The sequence below is a fragment of the Polaromonas sp. YR568 genome (assembly GCF_900116715.1).
Taxonomy (GTDB): Bacteria; Pseudomonadota; Gammaproteobacteria; order Burkholderiales; family Burkholderiaceae_C; genus Polaromonas.
Genome location: NZ_FPBM01000013.1, coordinates 75,413 through 98,121, shown reverse-complemented (window position 1 = coordinate 98,121; position 22,709 = coordinate 75,413). Strand labels below are relative to the sequence as shown.

Here is a 22,709-nt window from a genome sequence, read left to right as displayed (position 1 = left end):
CACCATATATGCCACATGCTGCGCAGGGCGGTCTCGAAGTGGTGTGCAAAGCGCGGTGCGTCAAAGATGGGTGAATCCAGGACCTGCTGGCGCAAGCCGTTTCTCAGCGAAGCCAGGCGCTGCAGATCAGCGCAGTGGGACACCGCGCGCGCGACGTAGTCGTTCGCGTCGGCGGCGACCCACTCGGGCAAACCTGCATTAATCAGCAGCCCCACGCCTTGGCGCGACAGGAACCTCTGGCCGGCCAGCGTCAGCACGGGAATGCCCATCCACAGAGCCTCCACTGTGGTCGTGCCTCCCGGGAAAGGGAATGGATCAAGGGCAATATCCACATGCCGGTAGGCGGCCAGATAGTCTGCTCTGGGCCCGTAATCTTCAAAGATCAAACGCCCGGGTTCAATGCCATGAATGGCAAACCGGTCGCAAGTGCGTTGCCGCACCGACGCCTCAGCCAGTTGCTGGTATTTGAGAAACAGGCGGCTGCCTGGCACTGCATGGAGAACCCGCGCCCACAATGCCACGACGGCATCATTCATCTTGCTCAGATTGTTGAAGCACCCGAAAGTGACATAGCCATTTGTTAGTGCGGGCAGCTCATTGACGGCGATATCGGCAGCCGGCGGCGTAAAGCACAAACGGGTCTCCGGCAGGCGCCATATTTGCTCACTGAAATGAGCTTCCTGGTCTGGCAGGAGGGTCCAGGGATCGGCGACGAAGTAGTCGATGGCTGCCACCCCGGTGGTCGCGAAATAGCCGAGCCAGCTCACCTGCACGGGCGCCGGCTTCCAGGCAAACACCGACAGGCGGTTGTGCGCCGTATGCCCGGACAGATCAATCAGGATATCGATGCCGTCGTCCCGGATACGCTGGGCTACTGCCTCGTCAGACAGCCAGGTTGTCGGATGCCAGCCCGTGCAGTTGGCCTTCAGGCGCTGGCTGGTCGCATCGTCATAGCTGCGGTTGGGGTAGCCAAACAGCTCCAGCCGCCTGGACGCTTGCGATGAGAGGGCGGCCAGCACGCCGTCCAGAAAATAGCCGACCGGGTGATCGCACAGGTCGCCGGAGACAAAGCCCACACGCAAGCACCGTTCGCGATCAGGTGAGTTTGGCCAATCGGTGTAGGGCTGCGCCAGCCGCGCCGCCATGTTGCCAAAGCGTTGCGCGTCGGCGAGCAAAAGCTCGGCGGGCTGGTCGGCTACATAGTTATGGATGAACAGCAGATTGTTGTGCGCTATCACGCAGTCCGGGTCTAGCTTCAGGGAGCGCCGGGCGCTCACAAGTGCTTCATCAAGACGGCCTACATCTTTCAGGACACCGCTCAAGTTCGCATGCGCTTCCGCGTAGTCTGGTTTGGCTGCTATTGCCCGTTGATAACATGCTATGGACTCTTCGGACCGCCGTACAAAGCTCAGCACGATGCCGAGGTTGTTGTGCGCCTCGGCCATATCGGCATCAATTTCCAGTGCCCGTCGATAGCTTTGTTCCGCCAGGTCGAGTTTGTCGAGAAACTGGAGAGCCGTGCCGTAGTTGGAATGTGCGGCGGCAAAATCGGGCTTGATCTCTAGTGCACGCCGATAACTTGCAATGGCGTCGTCAATCTGCCCCTGTGCCTGCTGAACATTGCCCAGGTTGAGGTGCGCGGCGGCAAAATCGGGACGAATGGCCAATGCTTGCCGAAAACAGGCCGCCGCGGCATCGAGATTCTTGCGTTTCTTTAGGATGACACCCAGGTTACTGTGGCCTTCGGCAAAAGTCGGCTCAATTTCAAGAAGGAGTCGAAAGCAGGTCTCTGCCAGCTCATGTTGTTTAAGGTTCAGATAGGCGTGGCCCTGGTTCAGGATTGCTTGGGTATTGCGAGGATCGATCTCGAGGGCACGCCGATAGGTGGCAATCGCGCCAGCATCGTCGCCAAGATCGCCTTCCAAATCGGCCAGCAGTAAAAGCGCGGCCAGTGGCTCGTGCATGATGTCTATCAGGTGGCGATAGTGAGCAGCGGCCTCGGTCAGCAGGCCAGCGGCCTTCAAGGCCTTACCCAAGTTCAGTTGAGTGTCTGTGTTGGCTGGATCGGTTTCTACTGCGCGGCGAAAATAGGCCGCCGCCTCATCGAACGCCTCGTCCTTCATCAGGAGGCTGGCCAAGTTGTTGCATGCCTCAACGTGATCGGGTTTTATTTTTATGACCTGACGGTAAAGCGCTTTCGCCTGCTCGAAGTGTTCAAGGTCGTGCTGGGCCAGACCCTGCTGAAAGCTGGTTTCAGCGTAATCCGCCGCCATCTCGAGCGCTGTCTGCAGCCCTTCCTGGGCATCGACAAAATCAGGCCTTAATACAATAGCCTGACGATAGGCCGCCGCCGCTGCTCCCGGGTCTTCAAGCCGAAGGTGGGCGCCGCCGATGTTGTAGTAAGCGGTAGCCGAATCTGGTTTGTATTTAACGGCAGTTAAATAGGCATCCAGCGCACTTTTTGCATCGCCACGGTCTAGCAAAATGTTGCCGCGATTGAAGTGTGCTCGTGCCAGTTCCGGCATTACCTGGATGGCGGAGGCGTAACAGCTCAAGGCCTCATCCATTTGGCCTTCTTGCTCAAACTGCAGGCCTTTTTCCAGCCAATCTTGGGCGCTCAGACCAAGGTCCAGTGTTGCACCGGTAGTTTGGGGCGTGCTTGTCCTTTTTAGAGCAAATCGATCAAAAAGCCCCATAGTTCATTCTGCTGTGTAGGCTGCCGGGTGCAGCTCGGGGTTGATTGGATTGAATGCTGATCAAGGTTGCCTCAGCGCGAGGCCGCGTTTACAAATTCTATAATGGCAGTACAAGCAAGACTACTGGGGATCCATATGATATTGAGCTGGTTCGACGCCGCTGAAGCAAAAAAATTTGGTGCATCACTGGCACAATTTTTCCTTGAAAGAATTCCCAAGGCATCGGAAAAAGGGGACAAGGAGTTTTCAAAAAAAGTGGACCATGTCTTGGAAAAGATGATCGTGCAGATTGTTCAATTCAAGCAGCAGCATAAATTGAATACCTATAAAAAGGCTCAGCTGGGCAATGTGTTCAAGTGGGCACTTTTGGATGCCAATGTTCCGGCTGACTATGCTGACGAGATAACAAAGTGGTTAATGCAAAAAATGGGATAAAGGTGTGTTGGGTCTGGAGGCTAGCCTAAACGGCCTGACAAAAGTGTCATATTGGGCGTTGTAACTGACAATGCACGGCACAAAAACTCCCGATCCCAGCGGATTTCACCTCAAAAATGCAGGCTTGGGGCGTTCTAGGTGCTTGGCACGAAAACTGCGGTATCGAGGAAGCCTCTTGGCGAATCCATTTTTTTAATTTAAGGAGCTTTCATGAAGCGTTCTCTGCAACAGGGTTTTACCCTGATCGAATTGATGATCGTTGTTGCGATCATCGGTATTTTGGCTGCTGTGGCGTTGCCCGCTTATCAAGACTATATGGTTCGCGCCAAAATGTCTGAAGTTATTCTGGCTGGATCTTCGGGCCGTACCGCTGTATCCGAAACCTTCTCTCAAAAGTCGACCATGTCGCTGTCCGCTGCGTCCATGGGCGTTCAGGATCAGGTTTCCAAGTATGTTGCCTCGGTAACTTACTCTGGCACCAGCGCGACCACCGGCGACATTATTGTGACCACCAAGGACAGCACGTCTGGATTGCCTACTGCGGCAGCCGGTAAAATTGTGGTGCTGCGCGGCACCGCAAACACCACCACTGGTCAAGTGGGTTGGACCTGCGGCGGCGGCACTGGTTCTCCAGTTCCGGCCAAGTTCCTGCCAAGCTCGTGCAAAGACTTCTGATCATTTGATCTGATTAAAAAGCCCCTTGGCCTTGCCAAGGGGCTTTTTCTTTGGCGTTACGTATGCGAACCGCTCGTGCCCTTGTACTAGCTGCGCTTATTGCGGGGGTATTCCTTGTAGCCCTCTACTGGCCGGGCCTGCATGGTGATTTCTTTTTTGATGATGGGCCAAGTATTCTTTTTGCGCAGGGTGTCCGCCTCAAAAGCCTCTCCGTTGACGCTATCTATCAAGCCCTTGTAAGCGGCGGTGCGGGCCCCTCCGGTCGTCCCGTGGCTCAATTGAGTTTCGCGCTCAATCATTATTTCAGCGGCTTCAGCCCCTTTGCGTTCAAGGCCACCAACCTCGCCGTTCACCTTGCGTGTGGTTTCCTGGTGTTTGCCTTGGCGTTTCACCTTCTCCTGGCGTCGGCAGTATCCGCAAGCCGGCGCAACGTGTTGATTGCATCCTGTGCGGTAGCGGTCTTGTGGCTGTTGCATCCCATTCAGCTACTCCCTGTTCTGCACGTGGTGCAGCGCATGGCGAGTTTGTCGGCCTTTTTCCTTCTGGCCGCACTTTTGCTTCATGTGCGTGGGCGAGAGCGGGGTGATCGCACAGGCGCCGCATACCTTGTGCTGGCGTGGGGACTTTTGTGGCCCTTGTCCTTTTTCAGCAAGGAAACGGGCCTGCTCTTCCCCGCGTTCGCACTGGCCTGGGAGCTGATCATGCGCCGGGCCGCATGCGGCAAGCTCGACCGGTTTGCCCGTGGTTTCTTTGTTGTCGCGGGTATCTCATTGACGGCGGGCGTGGTGTATGCCCTCTTGCCTCGCATGCAATGGTTGTGGGCGGGGTATGACTTGCGCCCGTTCACCCTCGTCGAGCGTCTGCTGACGGAAGGGCGGGTGCTTTGGTTTTACCTAGGCTTGATGGTTGCACCGCGCCTGGATGCGTTTGGCTTGTATCACGACGATATCGCCGTTTCGACAGGCATTCTCTCGCCATGGACCACGCTGCCCGCGCTACTCGGTCTGGCCGGCCTGGTCTGGCTGGTGTGGCGATTACGAAGAAGCGTACCTGTCGTTGCCTTCGGGATAGGGTGGTTCCTGATTGGGCACGCCCTGGAATCCACCGTGTTGCCTCTTGAGCTCGCACATGAGCACCGAAATTACCTTCCTCTTTTCGGCGTTCTGTTGCCGGCCGGCTGGGCGCTGGTTTTTGCGCTTGATGGTCCACGCAGATCGGTTGGCATTATTCTGGCGAGTGCGGCTCTGCTGGTGTCTGGCCTGATAACGGCGTTGCGCGCAAATACGTTCGGCGATGAGTTGCAGCGCACGCAGATCGAGGCTCTGCATCATCCGGCATCGGCCAGGGCCCGGCACCAGGCTGGACTTTCGTTGTCCGAACTACCGGAGGCCGCACAGCCGGACTCGGCGATTTACGCGGCCGCCCGAAAGCATTACGAAGCGGCAGGACAGCTTGATCCCTATTTCAAGATGAGCTGGCTTGGATTGATTCACTTGAACTGCAAGGCGGGGATAGTCATAAAACCCTCCGATCTCCATGAGCTGTCTCGCCGTTTACGGGAGGTGCCATTTGCACCCGGTGACAGGGGCGTGCTGTACAGTCTCAAAGAAATGACCATCGCGGGCAAAATCTGCCTGAACCGGTCTGAGATCGATGGTCTATTTGCGTCGGCATTGGCCAATCCGGGTGTATCGCCTGCAGTGCAGGCCATGTTGTATTCCTGGCATGCGGACTACTTATGGTTGCACGAACGCGACGGCGCCGCCGCCCGGCGCGCCCTTGGCCAGTCGCTGGCGCTGAATCCGGGAAATCCGAGCAATCGCCTCAAATGGGCGCAGCTGCTGCTGATTTCCGGAGAAAAGGACGAAGCGAGGCGTTTGCTGCTCGGGATGCAGGGCGAGAATTTTTCTGAAGATGAGCGAAACACGCTCAACGAATTGCTGACGCTGAACACCGCCGTGCAGCGTTGATACGAACTATTTAAGTCTCATGAACCATCCAGCCAAGATATCTGTTGTTATACCGGCCAGGAACGAAGCGGCAAACCTGCGCACTATCTTGCCCGGCCTTGTGGCTCTTTTACCTGACGCGGAAATACTGGTTATCGACGATGGGTCAAGCGACGATACAGCTGCCGCGTGCCTTGAGTCGCGGGTCAAGCACTTGCGCCATCTCTATCCCAAGGGTAATGGCGCGGCCATCAAGACCGGTGCTCGCGCAGCCTGCGGCGATGTCATCGTTTTTATGGATGGTGATGGCCAGCACAAACCGGAAGATGTCCCCGTCTTGCTCGAAAAATTCATGGAGGGTTACGACATGGTGGTCGGAGCGCGGCAGGCGGGCTCACAGGCGGGGCTTCATCGCGCCGCCGCCAATGACATCTTCAGCCGCTTCGCCAGCTGGATGGTGGCACAACCGATCGCAGACCTTACCTCAGGCTTCAGGGTGGTGCGCGCGTCCAGGTTTCGTCAGTTTCTTTACTTGCTGCCAAATGGGTTTTCGTATCCGACGACGATCACCATGAGTTTCTTTCGCGCCGGTTACAGCGTGGCCTACGTCCCGATACACACGCCCCGAAGGATCAGTGGCACCAGCCATGTTCATCCCATGCGTGACGGCCTGCGGTTTTTACTGATCATCATCAGGATTGGTACGCTCTTCTCCCCGCAAAAGCTGTTTCTTCCCATCAGCGCAGGGTTCTTTCTGACAGGCCTCTCCTATTACCTGTATACCTATCTGACCGCCGGCCGATTCACCAATATGAGTGCGTTGCTATTCATATCCGCGGTCTTCACCTTTCTGATCGGCATTGTTTCAGAGCAGATATCTGCGTTGCACTATAAAAATATCGACACTCGGGACCATGAAGGTGAGTAGAGCGTCGGACGTTGACCACGCTTCTCCCCAGTTGAGCCCGTTGGTGCCAGTGGCCGCCGGCCTGTCAATCTTCTGGAGTAGTTGGGCAGTGTTATCAAATGCCAAGCCTGCCGGGAATACCGCACCGTCGATGTATGCTGACTGAGGCACATGGACCTGGAAGGGCATAGTTTGAACATCCTGATGAGCAGTACCTCCTATCCGGAAACTTCCCGTGACTGGCGTGGCCGTTTCATTGCCAATCAGGCTGCTGCGTTGGCGCGGCGCGGCGATGTCAGTCTTTCGCTGTGGGCGCCGCCCGGTGAGCTGCCTGACGGTGTGAGCGCCGCGACCACATCCGCCGATGCTCTGTGGCTCGGGCGGCTTTCGCAACGAGGCGGGATTGCGCACCTGCTGCGGACTCGCAAAGTGTTGGCCGCCGGCGCCATTGTGGGCCTGCTGGGGCGCTTGGGCCGCGCCTACCGGCGCCTGCCGGTCGATGTTGTCCATGTCAACTGGCTTCAAAATGCATTGCCCTTATGGGGCTCCAAGACGCCGGCGCTGATCACCGTGCTGGGAAGTGATTTCGGCCTGTTACGTCTGCCCGGCATGAAAGCCATGCTGCGCACCGTGCTGCGTCAGCGTCGTGCGATCCTTGCTCCTAACGCCGATTGGATGCGGCCCGGGTTGGAACGTACCTTTGGAGACCTGGCCGAAATTCGCCCCATTGCTTTTGGGGTCGATGACCCCTGGTTTGAGGTCGTCCGTCATCCACCGGCAAATAACCCGAAGCAGTGGCTCGCGGTGACCCGTCTGACTCACAACAAAATAGGCGACCTCTTCACTTGGGGGGAGGGGCTTTTTAACGATGCGCGGCAACTGCACCTGTTTGGCCCCATGCAGGAAACGCTTGAACTTCCTTCCTGGGTTCGCTACCACGGTGCAACGCATCCGGCGGACCTGCTGGAAAACTGGTTTCCTCAAGCTTGCGGGTTGATCACCCTGAGTCGCCACGACGAGGGACGACCGCAGGTGATGCTGGAGGCTATGGCTGCGGGTATCCCGGTGCTTGCTTCCTCTTTACCGGCTCATCGTGACATGGTGCGACACCGCGAAACCGGCTGGCTTGCGGCCAGTCGCGACGAACTTTGCCAGGGTTTGGACTGGCTGGAAGACCCCCTGCAGAACCAGTCGGCCGGACAAGCGGCCCGTAGCTGGATCAAACAGTCGATCGGCACCTGGGACGACTGCGCAACCCGTTATGCGGCCGCCTATCAAGACCTGTTGGAGCGAAAGACGTGAGGCGCGATGGCGTGTTGTTACTCGGCGGTGCCGGTTTCATCGGCGCCGCATTGGCCAGGCGTCTGGCGCGGGATGGACTACCCGTGTATGTCCTCGGCCGCCACCAGGAGAGCCAGCTCGAGCATGCCCTGCCGCAGTGCGGCACCGTGGTTCATCTTGCCTGCTCCACAACGCCGGGTGCGTCCGCTGCGAGTTCCAGCCTCGAACTGAGCAACCTCGCGTTGACCTTGCGTTTGCTGGATTTGCTGGTGAACTACCCACAGATACATCTGATTTTCTTCTCATCCGGCGGTACTGTGTACGGCAACCCCCAGATTCTTCCGGTGACAGAAGACAGCCAGGTCCTGCCTCTTTCCAATCACGGAGCAAGCAAAGTTTCCCAAGAGGTTTTTTGCCGGGCTTTTCGGGCTCGCGGCCATGCCGTGACTATCTTGCGTCCCTCGAATGCCTATGGTCCGGATCAGGTGATGAAAACTGGCTTCGGTCTGGTGCGGACAATGCTGGAGCATGCGCTCCGGGGAACCACGCTGGAGATCTGGGGCGACGGTGAGAATGTACGGGACTTTATCTACGTCGACGACGTTGCCGAAGCCTGCGCTCGCCTGGTGTCTCTCCCGCAAGACAGCGAGACCTACAACCTCGGTAGTGGGCAGGGCCACTGCGTCAACACGGTGTGGCGCATTGCCGAAAAGGTAAGCGGCCGCGAGTTGAAAAAAATCCATCATCCGGCACGCGCAGTTGATGTGCGCGATGTGGTGCTGGATATTTCCCGCCTTGAAAAAAAACTGCTCTGGACGCCTGAAGTTCCTCTCGAAGAGGGCGTGAAAAGGACTTGGGAATGGCTACGGCAGCAGCCATGACAACCGGCAGGTTTCCTGATTCGGTGTGTGCGATAGTTGTCGCGTATTTTCCGGACGAGGGATTCAATGCCCGGCTTCAGGCCGTACTGTCCCAAGTCGGGCGGGTAGTCGTTGTCGACAATACGCCACAAGAGAGTACCGGGCCAGGTATTGCGGATGTGCTGACAGGCCTGGCGAAAATTCAGCTTATTTCGAATCAGTCCAATCTGGGCATTTCGGCTGCATTGAATCAAGGTTTGAATCATGCACGGGAAGCCGGCTTCAAATGGGCGCTGACACTTGACCAGGATACGCTGTGCTTCCCCGACATGGTGGACACCCTTCTGGCTGTCTCCAAAACCTGCGTACCGGTGCCTGCGGTGATAGGGGGGAACTACCTGGATCCAAGGAACAAACGCCCCGATGTGGCGATTGGGGAAGCAGGGGATTTTCTGGCCAGAAAAACAGTCATCACCTCGGGATGCCTGGTTGACGTGCATGTGGCGCTGGGCCTGGGAGGATTTCGCGAAGACTACTTCATCGACCAGGTGGACCACGAGTTCTGCCTGCGCGCGCGCGCGCAAGGTCATCAGGTGGTCATCAGCCGCAAGCCGGTCATGACCCATAGCGTAGGCGAGTCTGGTGGAGTGCGTCTGCCTTTGTTGGGTGTTCTTCCCAATCATCCGCCGGTGCGCAAATACTATATCGCCCGCAACACCGTGGTCACGGTGATGGGGTATTGGTGGAGAGAGCCCGAGTGGTGTCTGCGCCGTCTGGCGCGCCTGCTATTGGGGCTTGGCGGGATGGCTTTCCTGGAGGACCAAGGTCTTACCAAGGTTCTTGCGTTTGCCGGTGGAGTCATGGATGGTTTGCGCGGGCGCATGGGGCCATGTACCAGAGAGGCGATCCTTCGCCCTCGTGCCCGCACATCCTAGACTTGCACCCTGTGCGTTTAACTGATGGCCAGTTTTTCATACCTGAAATTTCAGTGAAAGCATCATGATCCGAAGGGCCATCAACATATTGCGATCCCGAGGAGTCCGGGGGCTGGCGCGTGCGGCCGTATCCCGTGTTCGTGGCTTGCTGACGAAACCGTCGGCGCTCATATTTACCTACAGAGACTCCTTTGCCGGCAAGTCAGGCATCGAAATCGGTGGACCCAGCCAGGCCTTTTCGCGACGAGGCGTTTTCCCTGTCTATCCGGTGTTGGGAAGTCTCGATAACTGCAATTTCGGTGCGAGTACGGTATGGGAAGGCCATCTCCAGCGAGGAAAAACCTTCGTATTTGATTCAGGAAAGCCCGCCGGCCAGCAGTACCTCGCTGAAACGACGGCACTCGGCGAACTTGCATCCGGGGCCTACGACTTTGTGCTGTCTTCGCACATGCTGGAACATACCGCCAACCCCATACTCGCCTTGCTGGAATGGAAGCGCTTGCTGGCGGATGGTGGCACATTGGTACTTTTGCTACCCGACAAGCACCACACGTTCGATCACCGCCGCCCGGTCACCGGCCTGGCGCATTTGATCGATGACTTCAACGCCGGGATGGGTGAGGAAGACCTGACGCACTTACCCGAGATCCTGGCGCTGCACGACCTTGAACGAGATCCCGACGCCGGCAGCATGGAGGCCTTTAAGGCTCGTTCCATGCGAAATCTGGAAAACCGTTGCTTACACCACCACGTATTTGATTCCCGCCTGGCGCGTGAGCTCGTCGAGCATGTCGGGTTGAACGTTGATGCAGTGCAGGAGATTGGTCCTCACCACATCCTGCTGGTGGCTAAAAAAGGCCGTTGAACTCAAGTTCAGCGCGATCCACGGCGTTTGGCCCGGACTTTAGCAACTATTCGGGTTGCTATGTAGTAAAGAATATTAAGCCATTGGCTTTTAACAAGAATATTCCGGATTTGGGATTTGGGTATCACCACCGCATAGATGTTCCTGGAGAGTTCCGACGAGTAACTAATGACGTCGGCCGGAGTGAGCGCGATCACCATTTCTCTTTGCTTGCTTTGTGCCAGGGCGTAATAGGCGTCCAATTGAATCTGCCGCTCCCTGTACTTCCCCCAACTTCCCGGTACCCGATAAAGAGAAGTCGCTTTCTCGATCAGCAAAAAGTCTTGCTGAAGCGAATAGCGCGTCCACAAATTCCAGTCCTCCAGGCTTTCCATTGACTCATCGAAGCCACCATGCTGTTCATAAAGTGCCCGTCGAAATAAGACTGCCTGAATAGACATGTAGTTGTGATGCCACAGTACCGGACGAGAAAAAGGTTGCCTATGAACGATGTCGTGTGTCGTTTCCTCGTAGCGCAACGGATCCAGCGAGTGAACTTCGGTTGAAACCTGATAAGCCAGTGAATACGTTGCGCCAAGGGTCGGTCGTGCCGCCAGCTCGGTTGCCAGAGTTTCGACATGTTCGGCAAAAAACAGATCATCGTCATCCAGAAAAACCAGAAACTCCCCGGTTGTTAGCGCCAACCCTGCGTTGCCTGCTTTGCTGCGACCGACCTTTGGCAATGCCCGGTAAATCACCGAGGCAAGCGTGCCGGTTCCGGCAACTTCCTCCATATACGCCTTGGCATCGTCCGAGCCATCTTCCACCACAACCAGTTCTATCCTCGAATGGGTCTGATTTAACACAGAGCTCACTGCCTCTCGTAGCCAGGGAAGCCTGCCGCGGTAAGTTCGCATCACAACACTGACCATCGGGGCGGAGGCTGGAGAGTCTTTGCACGCGTAAAACGCTCCCTCGCGTGCGCGCTCGTAGTCCCAATGCGATAAAGGGAAGGATTCTTTGCTTAGCTTTCGAGTCCTGAGAAAATAGGGCGCATTGCGAATCATGGCTAAGCCATTGCGTAGCAGCCCTTTCCAAAAATGCGGAATGGGAGGATGGGCCACAAACAGCGAAAAGTATAAAAAGACGCCAAGCAGGATCTGGAGGAAAGAGCCGTAGCGTAGCCGGATATAAAAATTGGCAAGAGTGCTTCCGAAAAACTGCAGCGGCTTAACTTGCCCGGCAGTCTCATAGCTGTAGTGCCAGCAGACGGCTTTGGGGCAGTATCTGAGCTTGTACCCATGGTCGCGCAAGCGATAGGAAAGTTCCACATCTTCCCCGTACATGAACATGCGCTTTTCGTAGCCACCAACTGCTTCCAGCGCGGAGCGTCTAAAAAGTATGCAAGCACTAGATGACCAGTGCGTTTCGAGGCTTACGGGGTTGTACCACTTTGGATGCTCGAAGGGTTTTTGCCTCAGTTCCCAGGAGGCGACCTGTTCGGTGTCGCGCCTGGCCATGGCCACAACCTGCCGAATCGAGTCGGAGGAGAACTCAAGATCCACATTGGTGACAAGAAAATAGGCCGCGTTGCCTTGCTCAAGGTTATGGTTATGCCCACCGCCAAACCCGATGTTTGATCCGGTGGTGATATGAAACTCATGAAACAACTCGCCATAGCGTAAGCGGGCCTGGTGACAGGCCGCTACAGTGTCATCGGTTGAATGATTGTCTCTGACAAACAACCTGACTTTGCTGAGTGGATAGTTCTGATTGGCGAGGCTTTCGAAAAAACCGGTAATCCACTTGAACGAGTTGTACGTGACTGCAGACAAGTCAAGAAACGGAAGATCGTCAATGGTTTCGTAATTCGGCGACGTCATTGCGGGTGACCCCGTGTCTCTTCCTGGGTTAGCAATAAAGATCGTTCTGTGCGTGGAGATAGAGAGACAGGGTCCGCACCGCGCTGATCAGGATGCCATTGTGGAGCCCAATACTGGCGATGCGAAATGGTCGATCGGCGTTTAGTGAACGCTAAAGCAAGTCTTTGCATGCTTAACTGGCTCTCCAATATCTGCGGCAGCCTACTTACTCCGTGAACTCCAGCGCCACTACCATCAACCTGTTTCAGGTGTCGGACAACTGGGCTAGCGGTATACATAGTTCTCCCTCGGATTGATACGGCAGAAGCCACTTTTCTATCTTCGACTAATGGTGTGGGCACTATCAAATCACCTGGTCCAGATCTATCGGGGAGCAATCCGGTCACGCCAGCGAAGCGTGGGCCGCTCAACAAATCGTTCCACCAGAGCGGCCGCACACACGCTGCCCCCAATGAACACCCCCCATCGCACGAGAGCGCCGAAAGTATTTTCGGGCTGGGCATTCCCGTGAGACCACAGGATGATATTAAACACGGGCATATGGGCAAGATAAAGCGCATATGACCAGCGTGCGCAGATCGCCGCCGGTCTGCCAATTATTGCGGGTGCGCTATGCCACGTCAGCCCAGCCACTACCAACAAGACACAACCTACGGAAACCAAGGGGAACAACCAAACTCTTGCGAATACATCAGTATTCAGTGTGGCCTCATTCAGTAAAAAGAACGTCACGGCTCCCGTCACGATTGAAAGACTCAAAAGCAAGAATGAGACACGCATTATGCGAGTAAGAGGTGGCCTCTCATAGAGCAACCAGCTGGTTAGAACCCCAATCATAAGAGCATCAAGCCGGAAAACGACCACCTTTCTAATGCCTGCATCCCATGATGGTTCTGATATTCCTACCGCAATTGTTCTTGCGACTAGGGGCAGGAGCAATAACAGCGCAACAACTGAAAGGAACGCGGCCTTTTTGCTCGAGAAGATGTGGCCAAACAGGACTAAAGAAATCGGCAGGATCAGATAAAAAATTTCCTCGACAGAAAGACTCCAGGCTTCGCCAAAGACCACAGGATGAGGCCATGCCAGGTTCTGGGTGAAAAGTACGAAAGGCAGGAGATCCGCAACGTGCCCACCAGACACTGCGCCGCCAATCAATAGCGCATTGATAAAGAGAAACAAGTAGTAGGTAGGTAGCGTCCTCAGCCACCGGCGAATCATAAAACTCAACACCCACTTGTGGCCGGTTCCGGCCTGTTTGAAGCTTGACCAAACGATGTTTCCGATCAAAAAACCGGAAAGAACAAAGAATAGTTCCACCCCTAAAAATCCACCGAGGCGGAATATCGCGGCATCCTTCCAGGCTGGGATGAGGAAGTGCCGTCCATGAGAGGCCAGGACCATGATGATTGCCAGGCTGCGGCAAGCATCGAGCCAAAAATTGCGCGGTGTTTCTCTTCTATCCAAACGAGATAGCAAGCTGGCCTCGTGCAAGTTGTACGGGAATGACTTTGATTTAATCAAGTTGAAGGATTGTTGCGCTCGACAAATGACGACGAAAGGTCACTTATTTGCCCAGCCCAACCGTCGCGAGACAAATCTGAAAATCTTCCGGAAAAAGTAAATGAGACGCCAGGAAATTGAGGACTGAAGTACCGCAATCTGTTTGTTTTTCTCACTTAACTCTCTTTCAAGATCGGCTATTTGTGTTTCGAGCAAAGTGATTTTTTCACGCATATAGAACTCCATATGAATGTCCCTGATCGCTTGTTCTTCTGAGTTGAGCAGTCGCCATCGTATGTAGTCACTAGAAATTGCCAGCCGCCAGGGAACGAGATAGTTAAGGCAGAAGAAGCAGAGAGCGGACGTCAAGTGTTCACGCGTATCGGCATCAATGCAGAAAGAAAATGGACTCTCTCCAAAGACTGTTGCTTTTTTTCCTTGCAGAAGAAATTCGACGGCGAGGCTGGAATTAATCGTATGAACTTCCTTGCAGGATTGAATGAATTTCATTGCCGTTTCTGAAGGATCAATGCTGAGCCCTGGAGGCAAGTTTTTTGGCGAAAAAAAGGAACCCGGATGTCCTCTAACCAGGACAGGGGCTTTCAGCTTTCTTTCGGCTAAGAGCTTTCGAGAGTTGTTGAGAAGTGACAACGAGGAGAAACCGTTGGAATAGCAAATGATGTTGCTGTCGTCCTCTATTTGCAAACCGATGCCTAACTCGCACGACGGCTGAGTTTGCAATGGAGGTTTTCCCACCATGAACAGGGAGCGCACGGCATCAACGGTCAACGGATCATTTTGGGGATCCATGGAGTTGCTGGAACTATTGAACCTCCGTTGAGATTCCGTGCCTCCATTCACGCCACTGAAATCGAAGTATGCTGTTGCCAGGTACTGGGGGCTGCGAAATGGCCCCAGTTCAATATGCAAAAGCGGTAGGGATTGTTCTCTGCAGAAACGCTGCAACGTAGCGCAGTTGACGCACGTAATGACGACTTCAATATTGCCGTGCGATTGCTTGAGTTGATTAAACGCGCGAGTAAGAGCCTCATGCAGGAGCTCATCGTTTTTGAGGCAAAAATGGCGAAATGATTCGAGTGGATTGCCGGGGAACATCTGCTCCAGGGCTTGCCAGACTTCAACTTGGATATCAGCCTTCCGCAGTGCGTGCAATAGCCTTTCATCCGGGAGCTGGTATCCAAGTTGATTCGCAACCTCACCGCTGGCTTCATCTCTGCCGTTCTGATGATGAACCTTAGGATCGAGAAAATACTCATCCCCGCATACATAGGCGGCACTTTCACCGAATTCACTCAGGAACTTATAAAACCACCAAAGATAAGGTGAGCGGTTTCCTCTGAAATTAAGAGCGGGTAAAAAGACTGCAAACATCTAAGCTGCGACTCTTACTGTTACAGGGGCATAAATATGCCCTATCTGGACACGGTCCGAAGCAACGGTAATCTGCTCTACAGGCCACCGTTGGTCAATCTCTATGCGGTTGCCGAACTCAAAGGCAGCCAGTCCACAATAAACCAGATACTCGCCGTTAGAGACGGGAAGATCAAAAACATACTCAATAGTGTTCCGGCCTGGATGAAGTGTGAGGGGATGCTCCGCCAGTAAATTATTGTCCCCCCATAAATCGCCTGTGCCTGGCAGTCTTATTGAAATTCCCAACACTACGTCACTCAATGCGCCGGATGACTCAATATGAAAGCGAACAACGGTTTCTGTTCCCGGGCAAAGATAAAGGCTTTCCGATTTGTTTTGCAGAAAAGCTACCTTGGTGATGATGGCTTCAAAGGTTCCAAATCTATTTTCATGCAAATCTTGCCTTGTCTGCTTCACGGCATCGGCACCTAATTGCGTGCGGGAGATGGCATTCGTTTGAGCGCCTGTTCCAACAATTTCTGGTTCTGATATCGCTGCTCCGGAAGTATTGCGGACGGCGGCCTCATAGGCTGCGACTACTGACTTAACGTCCTCGGCATGCATAAGAATCGAGCCGCGATCCATCAGCAATGCGCTGTCCGCGTTATTCAGGATTTGTGCCATTGAATGTGACACCAAAAGAAAGGTAACTCCCTTACTTTTCAGCTGATGTATGCGGCTAAAGCAGCGTGACTGGAATGCGAGATCACCGACCGCCATTGCTTCGTCAATAAGGATGACCTCGGCATCTACTGACGTTGCCACAGCAAAGGCAAGTCTTACAAACATGCCGCTTGAATATGTCCTTACGGGTTGATCGATGAACGCGCCAATATCGGCAAATTTAACGATCCCATCGAACCGCGAGTCCATCTCATCCTTGCTCAGCCCCATCAGTGCGCCTTGAAAATAGATGTTCTCGCTACCCGTGAATTCCGGATTAAAGCCGGCCCCCAGCTCAAGCAAGGCGCAGATGCGACCATTGACTTTAACGGTCCCCGCAGTCGGCGTGAGGATCCCGCAGATTAATTGCAGTAAGGTGCTTTTGCCAGAGCCATTGCGGCCAATAATGCCAACGGTTGCGCCTTTCTTGATTTCAAACGTGACGTCCTTTACGGCGGTGAACTCACGGTGAAAGCGCATCCGGCCCAGCGTTAGTGCCTGCTTGATTCGGTCGCCAGGATGACCAAAGATTCGGTAAGTTTTGGTCAGGTTTTTTACTGAAATCGCAGCATCAGAGCGCATCGGCAAATTCCTCCCTGCTGTGCTTGAAGAAGGCATAGCCCAGTACTGAAGCTCCTAGGCAGAGGCCCAACGTCATGCCCCATGCTCCCCAGTCGATTGATGCACCCGTGACTACGGCGCGAGAGGCCTCGATCACTATTCCCAAAGGGTTGTATTGATAGGCGGGGCGCAATACTTCGGGAACGGCGCTCACCGGGTAAAACACGGGCGACAGGAACATCAGCATCTGGACGAACACAGGCACGATCTGTGACATGTCCTTGATAAACACCCCCCACGCTGCCACAAACCAGGAGAGCCCCACGGCCAGCAATATCACTGGAAGGAGCAGAACTGGAAACAGCACTATTTGTCCGTGGAGGCCACCCGCCCACCCCAAGGCGGCGACCAGGATGAGAAAGTTGAACGCACCGTGAACCAGAGCTGCCCCCAGCGGAACAATCGGCAGGATATCCACTGGGAAAATGATCTTCTTCACGAAACTGGGCTGACCGCGAACTGAAGTTGGCGCGCGCGAGACCGTCTCGGCAAAAATATTGAAAATGATCAAGCCGCTGTAAAGCAATAGCCAGAACGGCAGGCCGCCATCTTGCTGAGGCCAGCGTGTTTGAAAAACTTGACCGAAGATGAAGGCAAAAATCCCCAGCATCAGCAGCGGGCTAAGGAAAACCCATAACACGCCGAACATCGCGCCTCTGTAGCGCAACAGTACGTCCCGCTTGATGAGCTGGCCGAGCAGATAGCGATGGCGCCAGATATCGGAGATGATCCGCAAGGGGTTTAAGGCAACCGTGTTCATGACGTGGTTGATGCTCTACATGCCGCCATACTGAAGCCAGGTCGAGGGACGCCCGCTAGCGCTTGATCACAAGGGAGGTGCATGTTTTTCAGTGATTGCTGACTTTATGGGCGCAGATGGCCTTGTCTGTAAGCGGTTTCAGGACACAACGATACGATGCTAACGCAAGAGGGCCCGAAAAGGCGATGCTGCTGCGCTTCGGACGCCTTACCGGCGCAATCCTGCGGACCGACGGCACTGGGCGGGTTTGATAGCCGTGTCCGCGAACGACCTGTGCCGCTGCAAATCCGCCAATCGCCCGGATCAGTTAATCTCGCAAGCTTCGGTCTTGATCTCCTCATTTCGATGGAGTGACCGGTTCCGGTTTCCCGGTGCCCCACGTTTATGCAATCGATTGCCACCTTATTACTAGCGCTGCCCTGGTTGAACCCGCTTGCGTCCGGTCCCTCCCCCGGCGTTGTGCCTTGGTTGGTGGCGGTCGCCGCATCGGCCGCTCTGGTCTTGTCGATATCGCTACGCACGATTCCGGGTCAAGCCACCAGCGATGTGTCTTTTGCGCGACGCTGGGCCGTGCCGGCAGCATGGGCCTGGTTGATTGCCGGCCTGATCAGCAGCCTGATAGGTCTGCTGCAATACTTCGGCGCCACGGCCGCGCTGGGCGCTTGGGTGAGTCAGACGACGGCGCCCGGGGAAGCATTCGCCAATCTTCGCCAGCGCAACCAGTTCGCCAGCCTTACCAACATTGCCATGGCGGCCTTGCTCTGGGTCGCCAGCCGGCGCAGCGACGCCGGACTCCGCCAGTGGTTGATGCTTGTGGGAGCGGGGTTGCTTGCGGCCGGTAACGCCGCGTCGTCCTCGCGCGCGGGATTGCTGGAGCTTATTGTGCTGTGTGCATTGACCGTGATTTGGGGTGTCTGGCGCAAGCCTCAGGTATTGCGCATCCTGATTTCAGCCGTGCTGGCCTACGCCTTGTCGGTGGTGGCGCTGCCTTGGTTGCTGGGGTTTGACCCGGCTGCACACGGCATGCTGGCCCGGCTGCGGGGGGGCGAACTGGCATGCGCCAGCCGCCTCACGCTGTGGTCCAACGTATTGAATCTGATTGGGCAGAAGCCCTGGCTGGGCTGGGGCTGGGGGGAGTTGGACTATGCGCATTACTACACCTTGTATGCCGGCCCGCGATTCTGCGAAATTCTGGACAACGCCCACAATCTGCCCTTGCATCTGGCGGTTGAACTGGGCATCCCGATCGCGCTTGTGCTTTGCAGCCTGGGTGTGTGGTGGACAGTGCGCAGACGCCCCTGGCGTGAGACGGATGCCGCTCGTCAGATGGCCTGGAGCGTGTTGGCAGTGATCTTGCTGCACAGCCTGCTGGAATACCCGTTGTGGTACGGACCGTTCCAGGTCGCTTTCGGCCTGTGCGTGGCCTTGTTGTGGCGCATTCCCGGTGCCTCCGGAGACGCCCAGAAACAGGCGGCGGCGCGCCCAGCTGCTTCGCCGTTTCCTGTTGTCAGGGCATTGGCCATGATGGCGATATTGGCGGGATGTGCCTATGCCGCGTGGGACTATCACCGGGTCAGCCAGATCTACAAAGGCCCCGAGGAGCGCGATGTGGCCTACCGTGATGGCACCTTGGCCAAAATCCGCGATTCACGGCTGTTCGGCAACCAGGTGCGGTTTGCCGAGCTGAGCCTGACACCCTTAACGAGAGACAACGCCCAGTGGACCTTTGACACGGCGACAGCCCTTCTGCACTATTCGCCGGAGCCATCCGTCATTGAAAAGGTGATTGAAAGCGCCGTCATGTTGGGCCTGGATGACGAAGCACTAGCCCACTTGGCGCGCTATCGGGCGGCCTTCCCAAAGGAGTATGCGCGCTGGGCCGCGGCAAATACCGGGTCGAAAGCGGCGGGGTAAGGTAAACCGGCTCAGGGATGGGTGAAGCTGCCCGATTTTCCGCCGTGCTTTTCCAGCAGCTTCACATCGGTGATGACCATGGCGCGGTCAACAGCCTTGCACATGTCATAGATCGTCAGCAAGGCGACCTGTACACCGGTGAGGGCTTCCATTTCCACGCCCGTCGGGCCCACGGTCTCCACGGTCACCCGGCATGTGATGCTGGAGTCGCCTTCCTGAGGCAGAAAGTCGATCGCGACACGCGTCAACGCGAGCGGGTGGCACAGGGGGATCAGGTCGCTGGTTTTCTTGGCGGCCATGATGCCGGCGACGCGCGCGATGCCTAGCACGTCCCCCTTTTTTGCGCTGCCCTCCAGAATGATGGACAGCGTCGCCGGATTCATTACGATACGGCCCTGCGCAATGGCGACACGGTGTGTGGCCGCCTTGCCTGCCACGTCAACCATATGGGCCTGGCCTTGGCCGTCAAAGTGGGTGAGTGCGGGAGGGGATGCCATGCTTTTACGAAACCTTTACAACAAGCCTTCATCATAAGACCATGTTTATGAGTCAGCATCCTTTAAAGCGCCGTCTGCTGGCTGCGGGTGTGCATTTGGGTATCAGCATTGCCATTGCGGCTCTTGCGGCGTGGCTGGTTTTTGCGGTTTGGTACCCCTATCCCTACCGGGAAATTTCCGGTGGGCGCGAGCTGTTCCTGATTGTGGTGACGGTAGACGTGATTCTGGGCCCTCTCCTGACGCTGGCAGTATTTGACATCAAGAAATCACTGGAAACCTTGAGGCTCGATCTCGCAGTGATTGGATTGTTTCAGCTCGTGGCGCTTGCCTATGGTTTATGGACAGTGGTTGTTGTCCGTCCGGTGCATCTGGCGTTTGAGATGGATCGTTTTCGGGTCATCCACGCCCTCGAGATACCCGCAGACGAATTGACGCAGGCGCCACCGGAATTTCAGCGATTGCCTTTGACAGGGCCAACCTTGCTTTCATTGCGAAATTTCAAAGACGACAAGGAGCGTTTTGAGGCCACCATGACGGCGCTGCAAGGGGTGCCACTCGGTGCGCGCCCAGGCCTCTGGCAGACTTACGCGCAGGCAAAGCCCCAGGTGCTGGCCCATGCGCGTCCGCTGGAGGAGCTAAAGACCCGCTTCCCGGCCCGTGTTGCGGAAATTGATGGCGCCCTGGCTTCTGCGTCCCGTGGAAGCGATACGATGAAGGCCACCGGCTACCTGCCCATGATAGGGCGCAAGACTTTCTGGACTGCCCTGATTGATACCCGTACCGCAGAGGTAATTGCTTTTGTACCCATCGATTCATTCTGAATGTAAGCGGCTAAAACGCGGCCCTGTCTTGGGCCGCTTGGCGCTGGGGATCGCGGCGCTGATGGTTTCCGCGAATTTTTCGCTTGCGCAGGCGCCGACAACCAGCACAGCGGGTCCTACTTCGGGCTCGCTCCCCTCGCTGGGTGAAACCTCCGAACTGGCCGCCGCCGCCGAGCGCCGGATCGGTGACCGCATCGCCGCCAGCATTTACCGGGATCCGGACTATATCGATGACCCGGTGCTCGCCGATTACGTCCAGGGTATCTGGCTGCCCCTGGTGGCCGCCGCAAGAACGCGCGGTGAGCTGCATGCGGAGCTCGAGGAGCGGTTTGCCTGGCAACTTTTCCTGATACGCGACCGGAGCATCAATGCATTTGCGCTGCCCGGCGGCTACTTCGGCCTGCACCTGGGGCTGGTTGCCGCGGTGGGCAGCCCGGATGAAATGGCCGCCGTACTCGGCCACGAACTCAGTCACGTGACCCAGCGCCACATCTCACGCATGCTGACCCAGCAGGCACGCCAGACGCCCTGGATGATCGCCGCCATGCTTCTTGGCGCCCTGGCGGCAGGGAAAAGCGGCGACGTCGCCAGTGCTGCCATCGTGGGCGGGCAGGCAGTTGCCGCACAGAACCAGCTCAATTTTTCGAGGGACATGGAAAGAGAAGCCGACCGGGTGGGCTTCGGTGTCATGACGGATGCCGGTTTCGAGAGCCGCGGCATGACAGCGATGTTTGAGAAGCTCCAGCAAGCCGCCCGCCTGAACGACAACGGCTCCTTCCCTTATCTGCGCTCCCATCCGCTGACGACCGAACGCATTGCCGAAGCGCAGGCGCGCGTGCAGCTGGTATCCGCGGAAGCCGCGAAGCCGACGCGGGAAAAAGAGATTGAGTCCGGCAAGGCCCGTTTGCTGCACGCCATGATGGCATCGCGAGCGCGCATCCTTGCCGCTCCCGGTGTCGATGGACTGCGCTCCATGGTGGCCGAGGCCCAGCGCCGCCCTGTCTCTTTAGCGCATTTGCAGTCACCTGCGACGCCCGAGAACGTGCGTGACGCGGGTGCGCTGTATGGCGGCGCCTTTGCCGCGGCGCAACTGCGCGACTTTGCCGTGGCGAAAACCCTGCTGGGCCAGCTCAAGGCCCTGGGCACCCAGGACGTTCCGCAGGTCGCCGGCACGATAGACCTGCTGGGCACCGAAATCGATCTCCTGGCTGGGGTGGTTCCTCCCGCGGCATCTTCCACCGATATCAGCAGGGCGACGTCGCGTGCGGAGGTGTTGACGCAGGCGCAGGCCTTGATGGCGGCCAACAGGGTCCAGGCGGTGTCAGACAGGCTGCAGACCTGGGTGGCGCTCCACCCCAAAGATGCGATGGCCTGGCAGTTGCTGGCGACTGCGTATGGCCGGCAGAACCAGAACATCCGCGCGGTTCGTGCGGATGCGGAAAGCCGGGCGGCCCAGCTGGACTATTCGGCGGCGCTGGACCGTTTCAAGGCCGCGCAAGGCCTGATGCGCAGCAACCCCAGCGGTGCGGATTATGTGGAGGGCTCTATCCTCGACACGCGAACCCGCCAGATAGAGTCACTTGTTAAGGAACAGGCGCTCCAGGACAAACTCGATCGCTAGCTGCAGCACCGAGTAAATCAACGAACCGATCAACGCGGCGCCAAACCCTGCGACATTGAGTCCGCTGACCAGACTGGCTGCGGCCCAAAACATCAGTGCGTTGACGACGAAGAGGAAGAGCCCCAGCGTCACCAGCGTCACCGGGAGCGTCAGCAACACCAGGATGGGCCGTACTACCAGGTTGAGCGCGCCCAGCACGGCCGCCGCGATCAGCGCGCCGGTGAAGCTGCTCACCGTCACGCCTGAATAAAGATAAGCCACCGCCAGCAAGGCGGCCGCACTGAGAAGCCATTTGAGGATGAGTTTCATGGCCAAAGAATACCACCGGAACACCGCCAACAAGGGTGCGCAGCAGGCTTTGCCACGCCCCAAATAAAACAGCCCCCTTGCGGGGGCTGTGCATGACAAGC

Annotated in this window: 19 protein-coding genes; 11 read left to right on the top strand and 8 right to left on the bottom strand. The window is 56.5% G+C overall.

The window, feature by feature from the left end; genetic code table 11:
- Positions 1-2,696 (bottom strand): tetratricopeptide repeat protein (locus BM408_RS21075; RefSeq protein ID WP_139237389.1); only part of this gene is annotated, 2,696 nt, incomplete at its 3' end.
- 102 nt (positions 2,697-2,798) lie between these two features.
- On the opposite strand from BM408_RS21075, the gene BM408_RS21065 reads away from it, so the two are divergent.
- From BM408_RS21065 to BM408_RS21030, 8 genes are all read left to right on the top strand, one after another.
- The gene (locus BM408_RS21065; RefSeq protein ID WP_254774904.1) at positions 2,799-3,131 is read left to right on the top strand and encodes a hypothetical protein; all 333 of its coding nucleotides are present in this window, start codon (positions 2,799-2,801) and stop codon (positions 3,129-3,131) included.
- A gap of 210 nt (positions 3,132-3,341) precedes the next feature.
- Positions 3,342-3,806 (top strand): pilin, encoded by a 465-nt coding sequence (locus BM408_RS21060; protein ID WP_092132507.1) that lies wholly within the window; start codon positions 3,342-3,344, stop codon positions 3,804-3,806.
- 62 nt (positions 3,807-3,868) lie between these two features.
- Complete coding sequence (locus BM408_RS21055) at positions 3,869-5,776, top strand: tetratricopeptide repeat protein (protein WP_092132505.1); 1,908 nt, start codon at positions 3,869-3,871, stop codon at positions 5,774-5,776.
- 19 nt (positions 5,777-5,795) lie between these two features.
- Positions 5,796-6,683 carry a glycosyltransferase family 2 protein gene (locus BM408_RS21050; protein ID WP_092132504.1) on the top strand — a complete coding sequence of 296 codons (888 nt, stop codon included), beginning with the start codon at positions 5,796-5,798 and terminating at the stop codon, positions 6,681-6,683.
- A gap of 150 nt (positions 6,684-6,833) precedes the next feature.
- The gene (locus BM408_RS21045) at positions 6,834-7,964 is read left to right on the top strand and encodes a glycosyltransferase family 4 protein (RefSeq protein ID WP_254774903.1); all 1,131 of its coding nucleotides are present in this window, start codon (positions 6,834-6,836) and stop codon (positions 7,962-7,964) included.
- An 11-nt stretch (positions 7,965-7,975) separates the two neighbouring features.
- Positions 7,976-8,824, top strand: coding sequence for an NAD-dependent epimerase/dehydratase family protein (locus tag BM408_RS21040; RefSeq protein ID WP_175541868.1), 849 nt, complete (start codon positions 7,976-7,978; stop codon positions 8,822-8,824).
- Positions 8,803-9,738 (top strand): glycosyltransferase family 2 protein, encoded by a 936-nt coding sequence (locus tag BM408_RS21035; RefSeq protein WP_092132501.1) that lies wholly within the window; start codon positions 8,803-8,805, stop codon positions 9,736-9,738. Before BM408_RS21040 ends, BM408_RS21035 begins: the two co-directional genes overlap by 22 nt.
- A gap of 145 nt (positions 9,739-9,883) precedes the next feature.
- Positions 9,884-10,603 carry a methyltransferase domain-containing protein gene (locus BM408_RS21030; RefSeq protein ID WP_254774902.1) on the top strand — a complete coding sequence of 240 codons (720 nt, stop codon included), beginning with the start codon at positions 9,884-9,886 and terminating at the stop codon, positions 10,601-10,603.
- Between the two features lie 8 nt (positions 10,604-10,611).
- On the opposite strand, the gene BM408_RS21025 is transcribed toward BM408_RS21030, so the two are convergent.
- From BM408_RS21025 to BM408_RS21005, 5 genes are all read right to left on the bottom strand, one after another.
- Positions 10,612-12,465: a glycosyltransferase family 2 protein gene (locus BM408_RS21025; protein ID WP_092132497.1), complete on the bottom strand. Its 1,854-nt coding sequence runs from the start codon at positions 12,463-12,465 to the stop codon at positions 10,612-10,614.
- Positions 12,466-12,828: 363 nt separating this feature from the next.
- Positions 12,829-13,944: an acyltransferase family protein gene (locus BM408_RS21020; RefSeq protein WP_139237388.1), complete on the bottom strand. Its 1,116-nt coding sequence runs from the start codon at positions 13,942-13,944 to the stop codon at positions 12,829-12,831.
- An 84-nt stretch (positions 13,945-14,028) separates the two neighbouring features.
- Positions 14,029-15,360: a GT99 family glycosyltransferase N-terminal domain-containing protein gene (locus BM408_RS22840; protein WP_139237387.1), complete on the bottom strand. Its 1,332-nt coding sequence runs from the start codon at positions 15,358-15,360 to the stop codon at positions 14,029-14,031.
- Positions 15,361-16,647 (bottom strand): ABC transporter ATP-binding protein, encoded by a 1,287-nt coding sequence (locus BM408_RS21010; RefSeq protein WP_175541867.1) that lies wholly within the window; start codon positions 16,645-16,647, stop codon positions 15,361-15,363. It abuts the gene before it with no gap.
- Positions 16,637-17,446 (bottom strand): ABC transporter permease, encoded by an 810-nt coding sequence (locus tag BM408_RS21005; protein WP_092132491.1) that lies wholly within the window; start codon positions 17,444-17,446, stop codon positions 16,637-16,639. The genes BM408_RS21010 and BM408_RS21005 overlap by 11 nt, the downstream gene beginning before the upstream one ends.
- Positions 17,447-17,830: 384 nt before the next feature.
- On the opposite strand from BM408_RS21005, the gene BM408_RS21000 reads away from it, so the two are divergent.
- Entirely contained in the window at positions 17,831-19,360 is a 1,530-nt protein-coding gene (locus BM408_RS21000) for a PglL family O-oligosaccharyltransferase (RefSeq protein WP_092132489.1), read from the top strand.
- Positions 19,361-19,371: 11 nt separating this feature from the next.
- Here BM408_RS21000 and moaC read toward each other — a convergent pair whose 3' ends face one another.
- Complete coding sequence (moaC, locus tag BM408_RS20995; RefSeq protein WP_092132488.1) at positions 19,372-19,857, bottom strand: cyclic pyranopterin monophosphate synthase MoaC; 486 nt, start codon at positions 19,855-19,857, stop codon at positions 19,372-19,374.
- A 41-nt stretch (positions 19,858-19,898) separates the two neighbouring features.
- Between moaC and tfpZ the strand changes: the two genes are divergently transcribed.
- Positions 19,899-20,678: a TfpX/TfpZ family type IV pilin accessory protein gene (gene tfpZ / locus BM408_RS20990; protein WP_092132486.1), complete on the top strand. Its 780-nt coding sequence runs from the start codon at positions 19,899-19,901 to the stop codon at positions 20,676-20,678.
- A gap of 61 nt (positions 20,679-20,739) precedes the next feature.
- On the top strand, positions 20,740-22,299 hold the full coding sequence (locus BM408_RS20985) for a M48 family metalloprotease (protein ID WP_092132522.1): 1,560 nt from the start codon (positions 20,740-20,742) through the stop codon (positions 22,297-22,299).
- On the opposite strand, the gene BM408_RS20980 is transcribed toward BM408_RS20985, so the two are convergent.
- Entirely contained in the window at positions 22,255-22,608 is a 354-nt protein-coding gene (locus tag BM408_RS20980; RefSeq protein ID WP_092132521.1) for a phage holin family protein, read from the bottom strand. The genes BM408_RS20985 and BM408_RS20980 overlap by 45 nt on opposite strands.
- Between the last annotated feature and the right edge of the window lie 101 nt (positions 22,609-22,709).

Coding starts and splice junctions, on each gene's coding strand:
- BM408_RS21065 (WP_254774904.1), top strand. CDS start 2,799: ATGGCAGTACAAGCAAGACTACTGGGGATCCATATGATATTGAGCTGG.
- BM408_RS21060 (WP_092132507.1), top strand. CDS start 3,342: ATGAAGCGTTCTCTGCAACAGGGTTTTACCCTGATCGAATTGATGATC.
- BM408_RS21055 (WP_092132505.1), top strand. CDS start 3,869: ATGCGAACCGCTCGTGCCCTTGTACTAGCTGCGCTTATTGCGGGGGTA.
- BM408_RS21050 (WP_092132504.1), top strand. CDS start 5,796: ATGAACCATCCAGCCAAGATATCTGTTGTTATACCGGCCAGGAACGAA.
- BM408_RS21045 (WP_254774903.1), top strand. CDS start 6,834: ATGGACCTGGAAGGGCATAGTTTGAACATCCTGATGAGCAGTACCTCC.
- BM408_RS21035 (WP_092132501.1), top strand. CDS start 8,803: ATGGCTACGGCAGCAGCCATGACAACCGGCAGGTTTCCTGATTCGGTG.
- BM408_RS21025 (WP_092132497.1), bottom strand. CDS start 12,465: ATGACGTCGCCGAATTACGAAACCATTGACGATCTTCCGTTTCTTGAC.
- BM408_RS22840 (WP_139237387.1), bottom strand. CDS start 15,360: ATGTTTGCAGTCTTTTTACCCGCTCTTAATTTCAGAGGAAACCGCTCA.
- BM408_RS21010 (WP_175541867.1), bottom strand. CDS start 16,647: ATGCGCTCTGATGCTGCGATTTCAGTAAAAAACCTGACCAAAACTTAC.
- BM408_RS21005 (WP_092132491.1), bottom strand. CDS start 17,446: ATGAACACGGTTGCCTTAAACCCCTTGCGGATCATCTCCGATATCTGG.
- BM408_RS21000 (WP_092132489.1), top strand. CDS start 17,831: ATGCAATCGATTGCCACCTTATTACTAGCGCTGCCCTGGTTGAACCCG.
- moaC (WP_092132488.1), bottom strand. CDS start 19,857: ATGGCATCCCCTCCCGCACTCACCCACTTTGACGGCCAAGGCCAGGCC.
- tfpZ (WP_092132486.1), top strand. CDS start 19,899: ATGTTTATGAGTCAGCATCCTTTAAAGCGCCGTCTGCTGGCTGCGGGT.
- BM408_RS20985 (WP_092132522.1), top strand. CDS start 20,740: ATGGTTTCCGCGAATTTTTCGCTTGCGCAGGCGCCGACAACCAGCACA.
- BM408_RS20980 (WP_092132521.1), bottom strand. CDS start 22,608: ATGAAACTCATCCTCAAATGGCTTCTCAGTGCGGCCGCCTTGCTGGCG.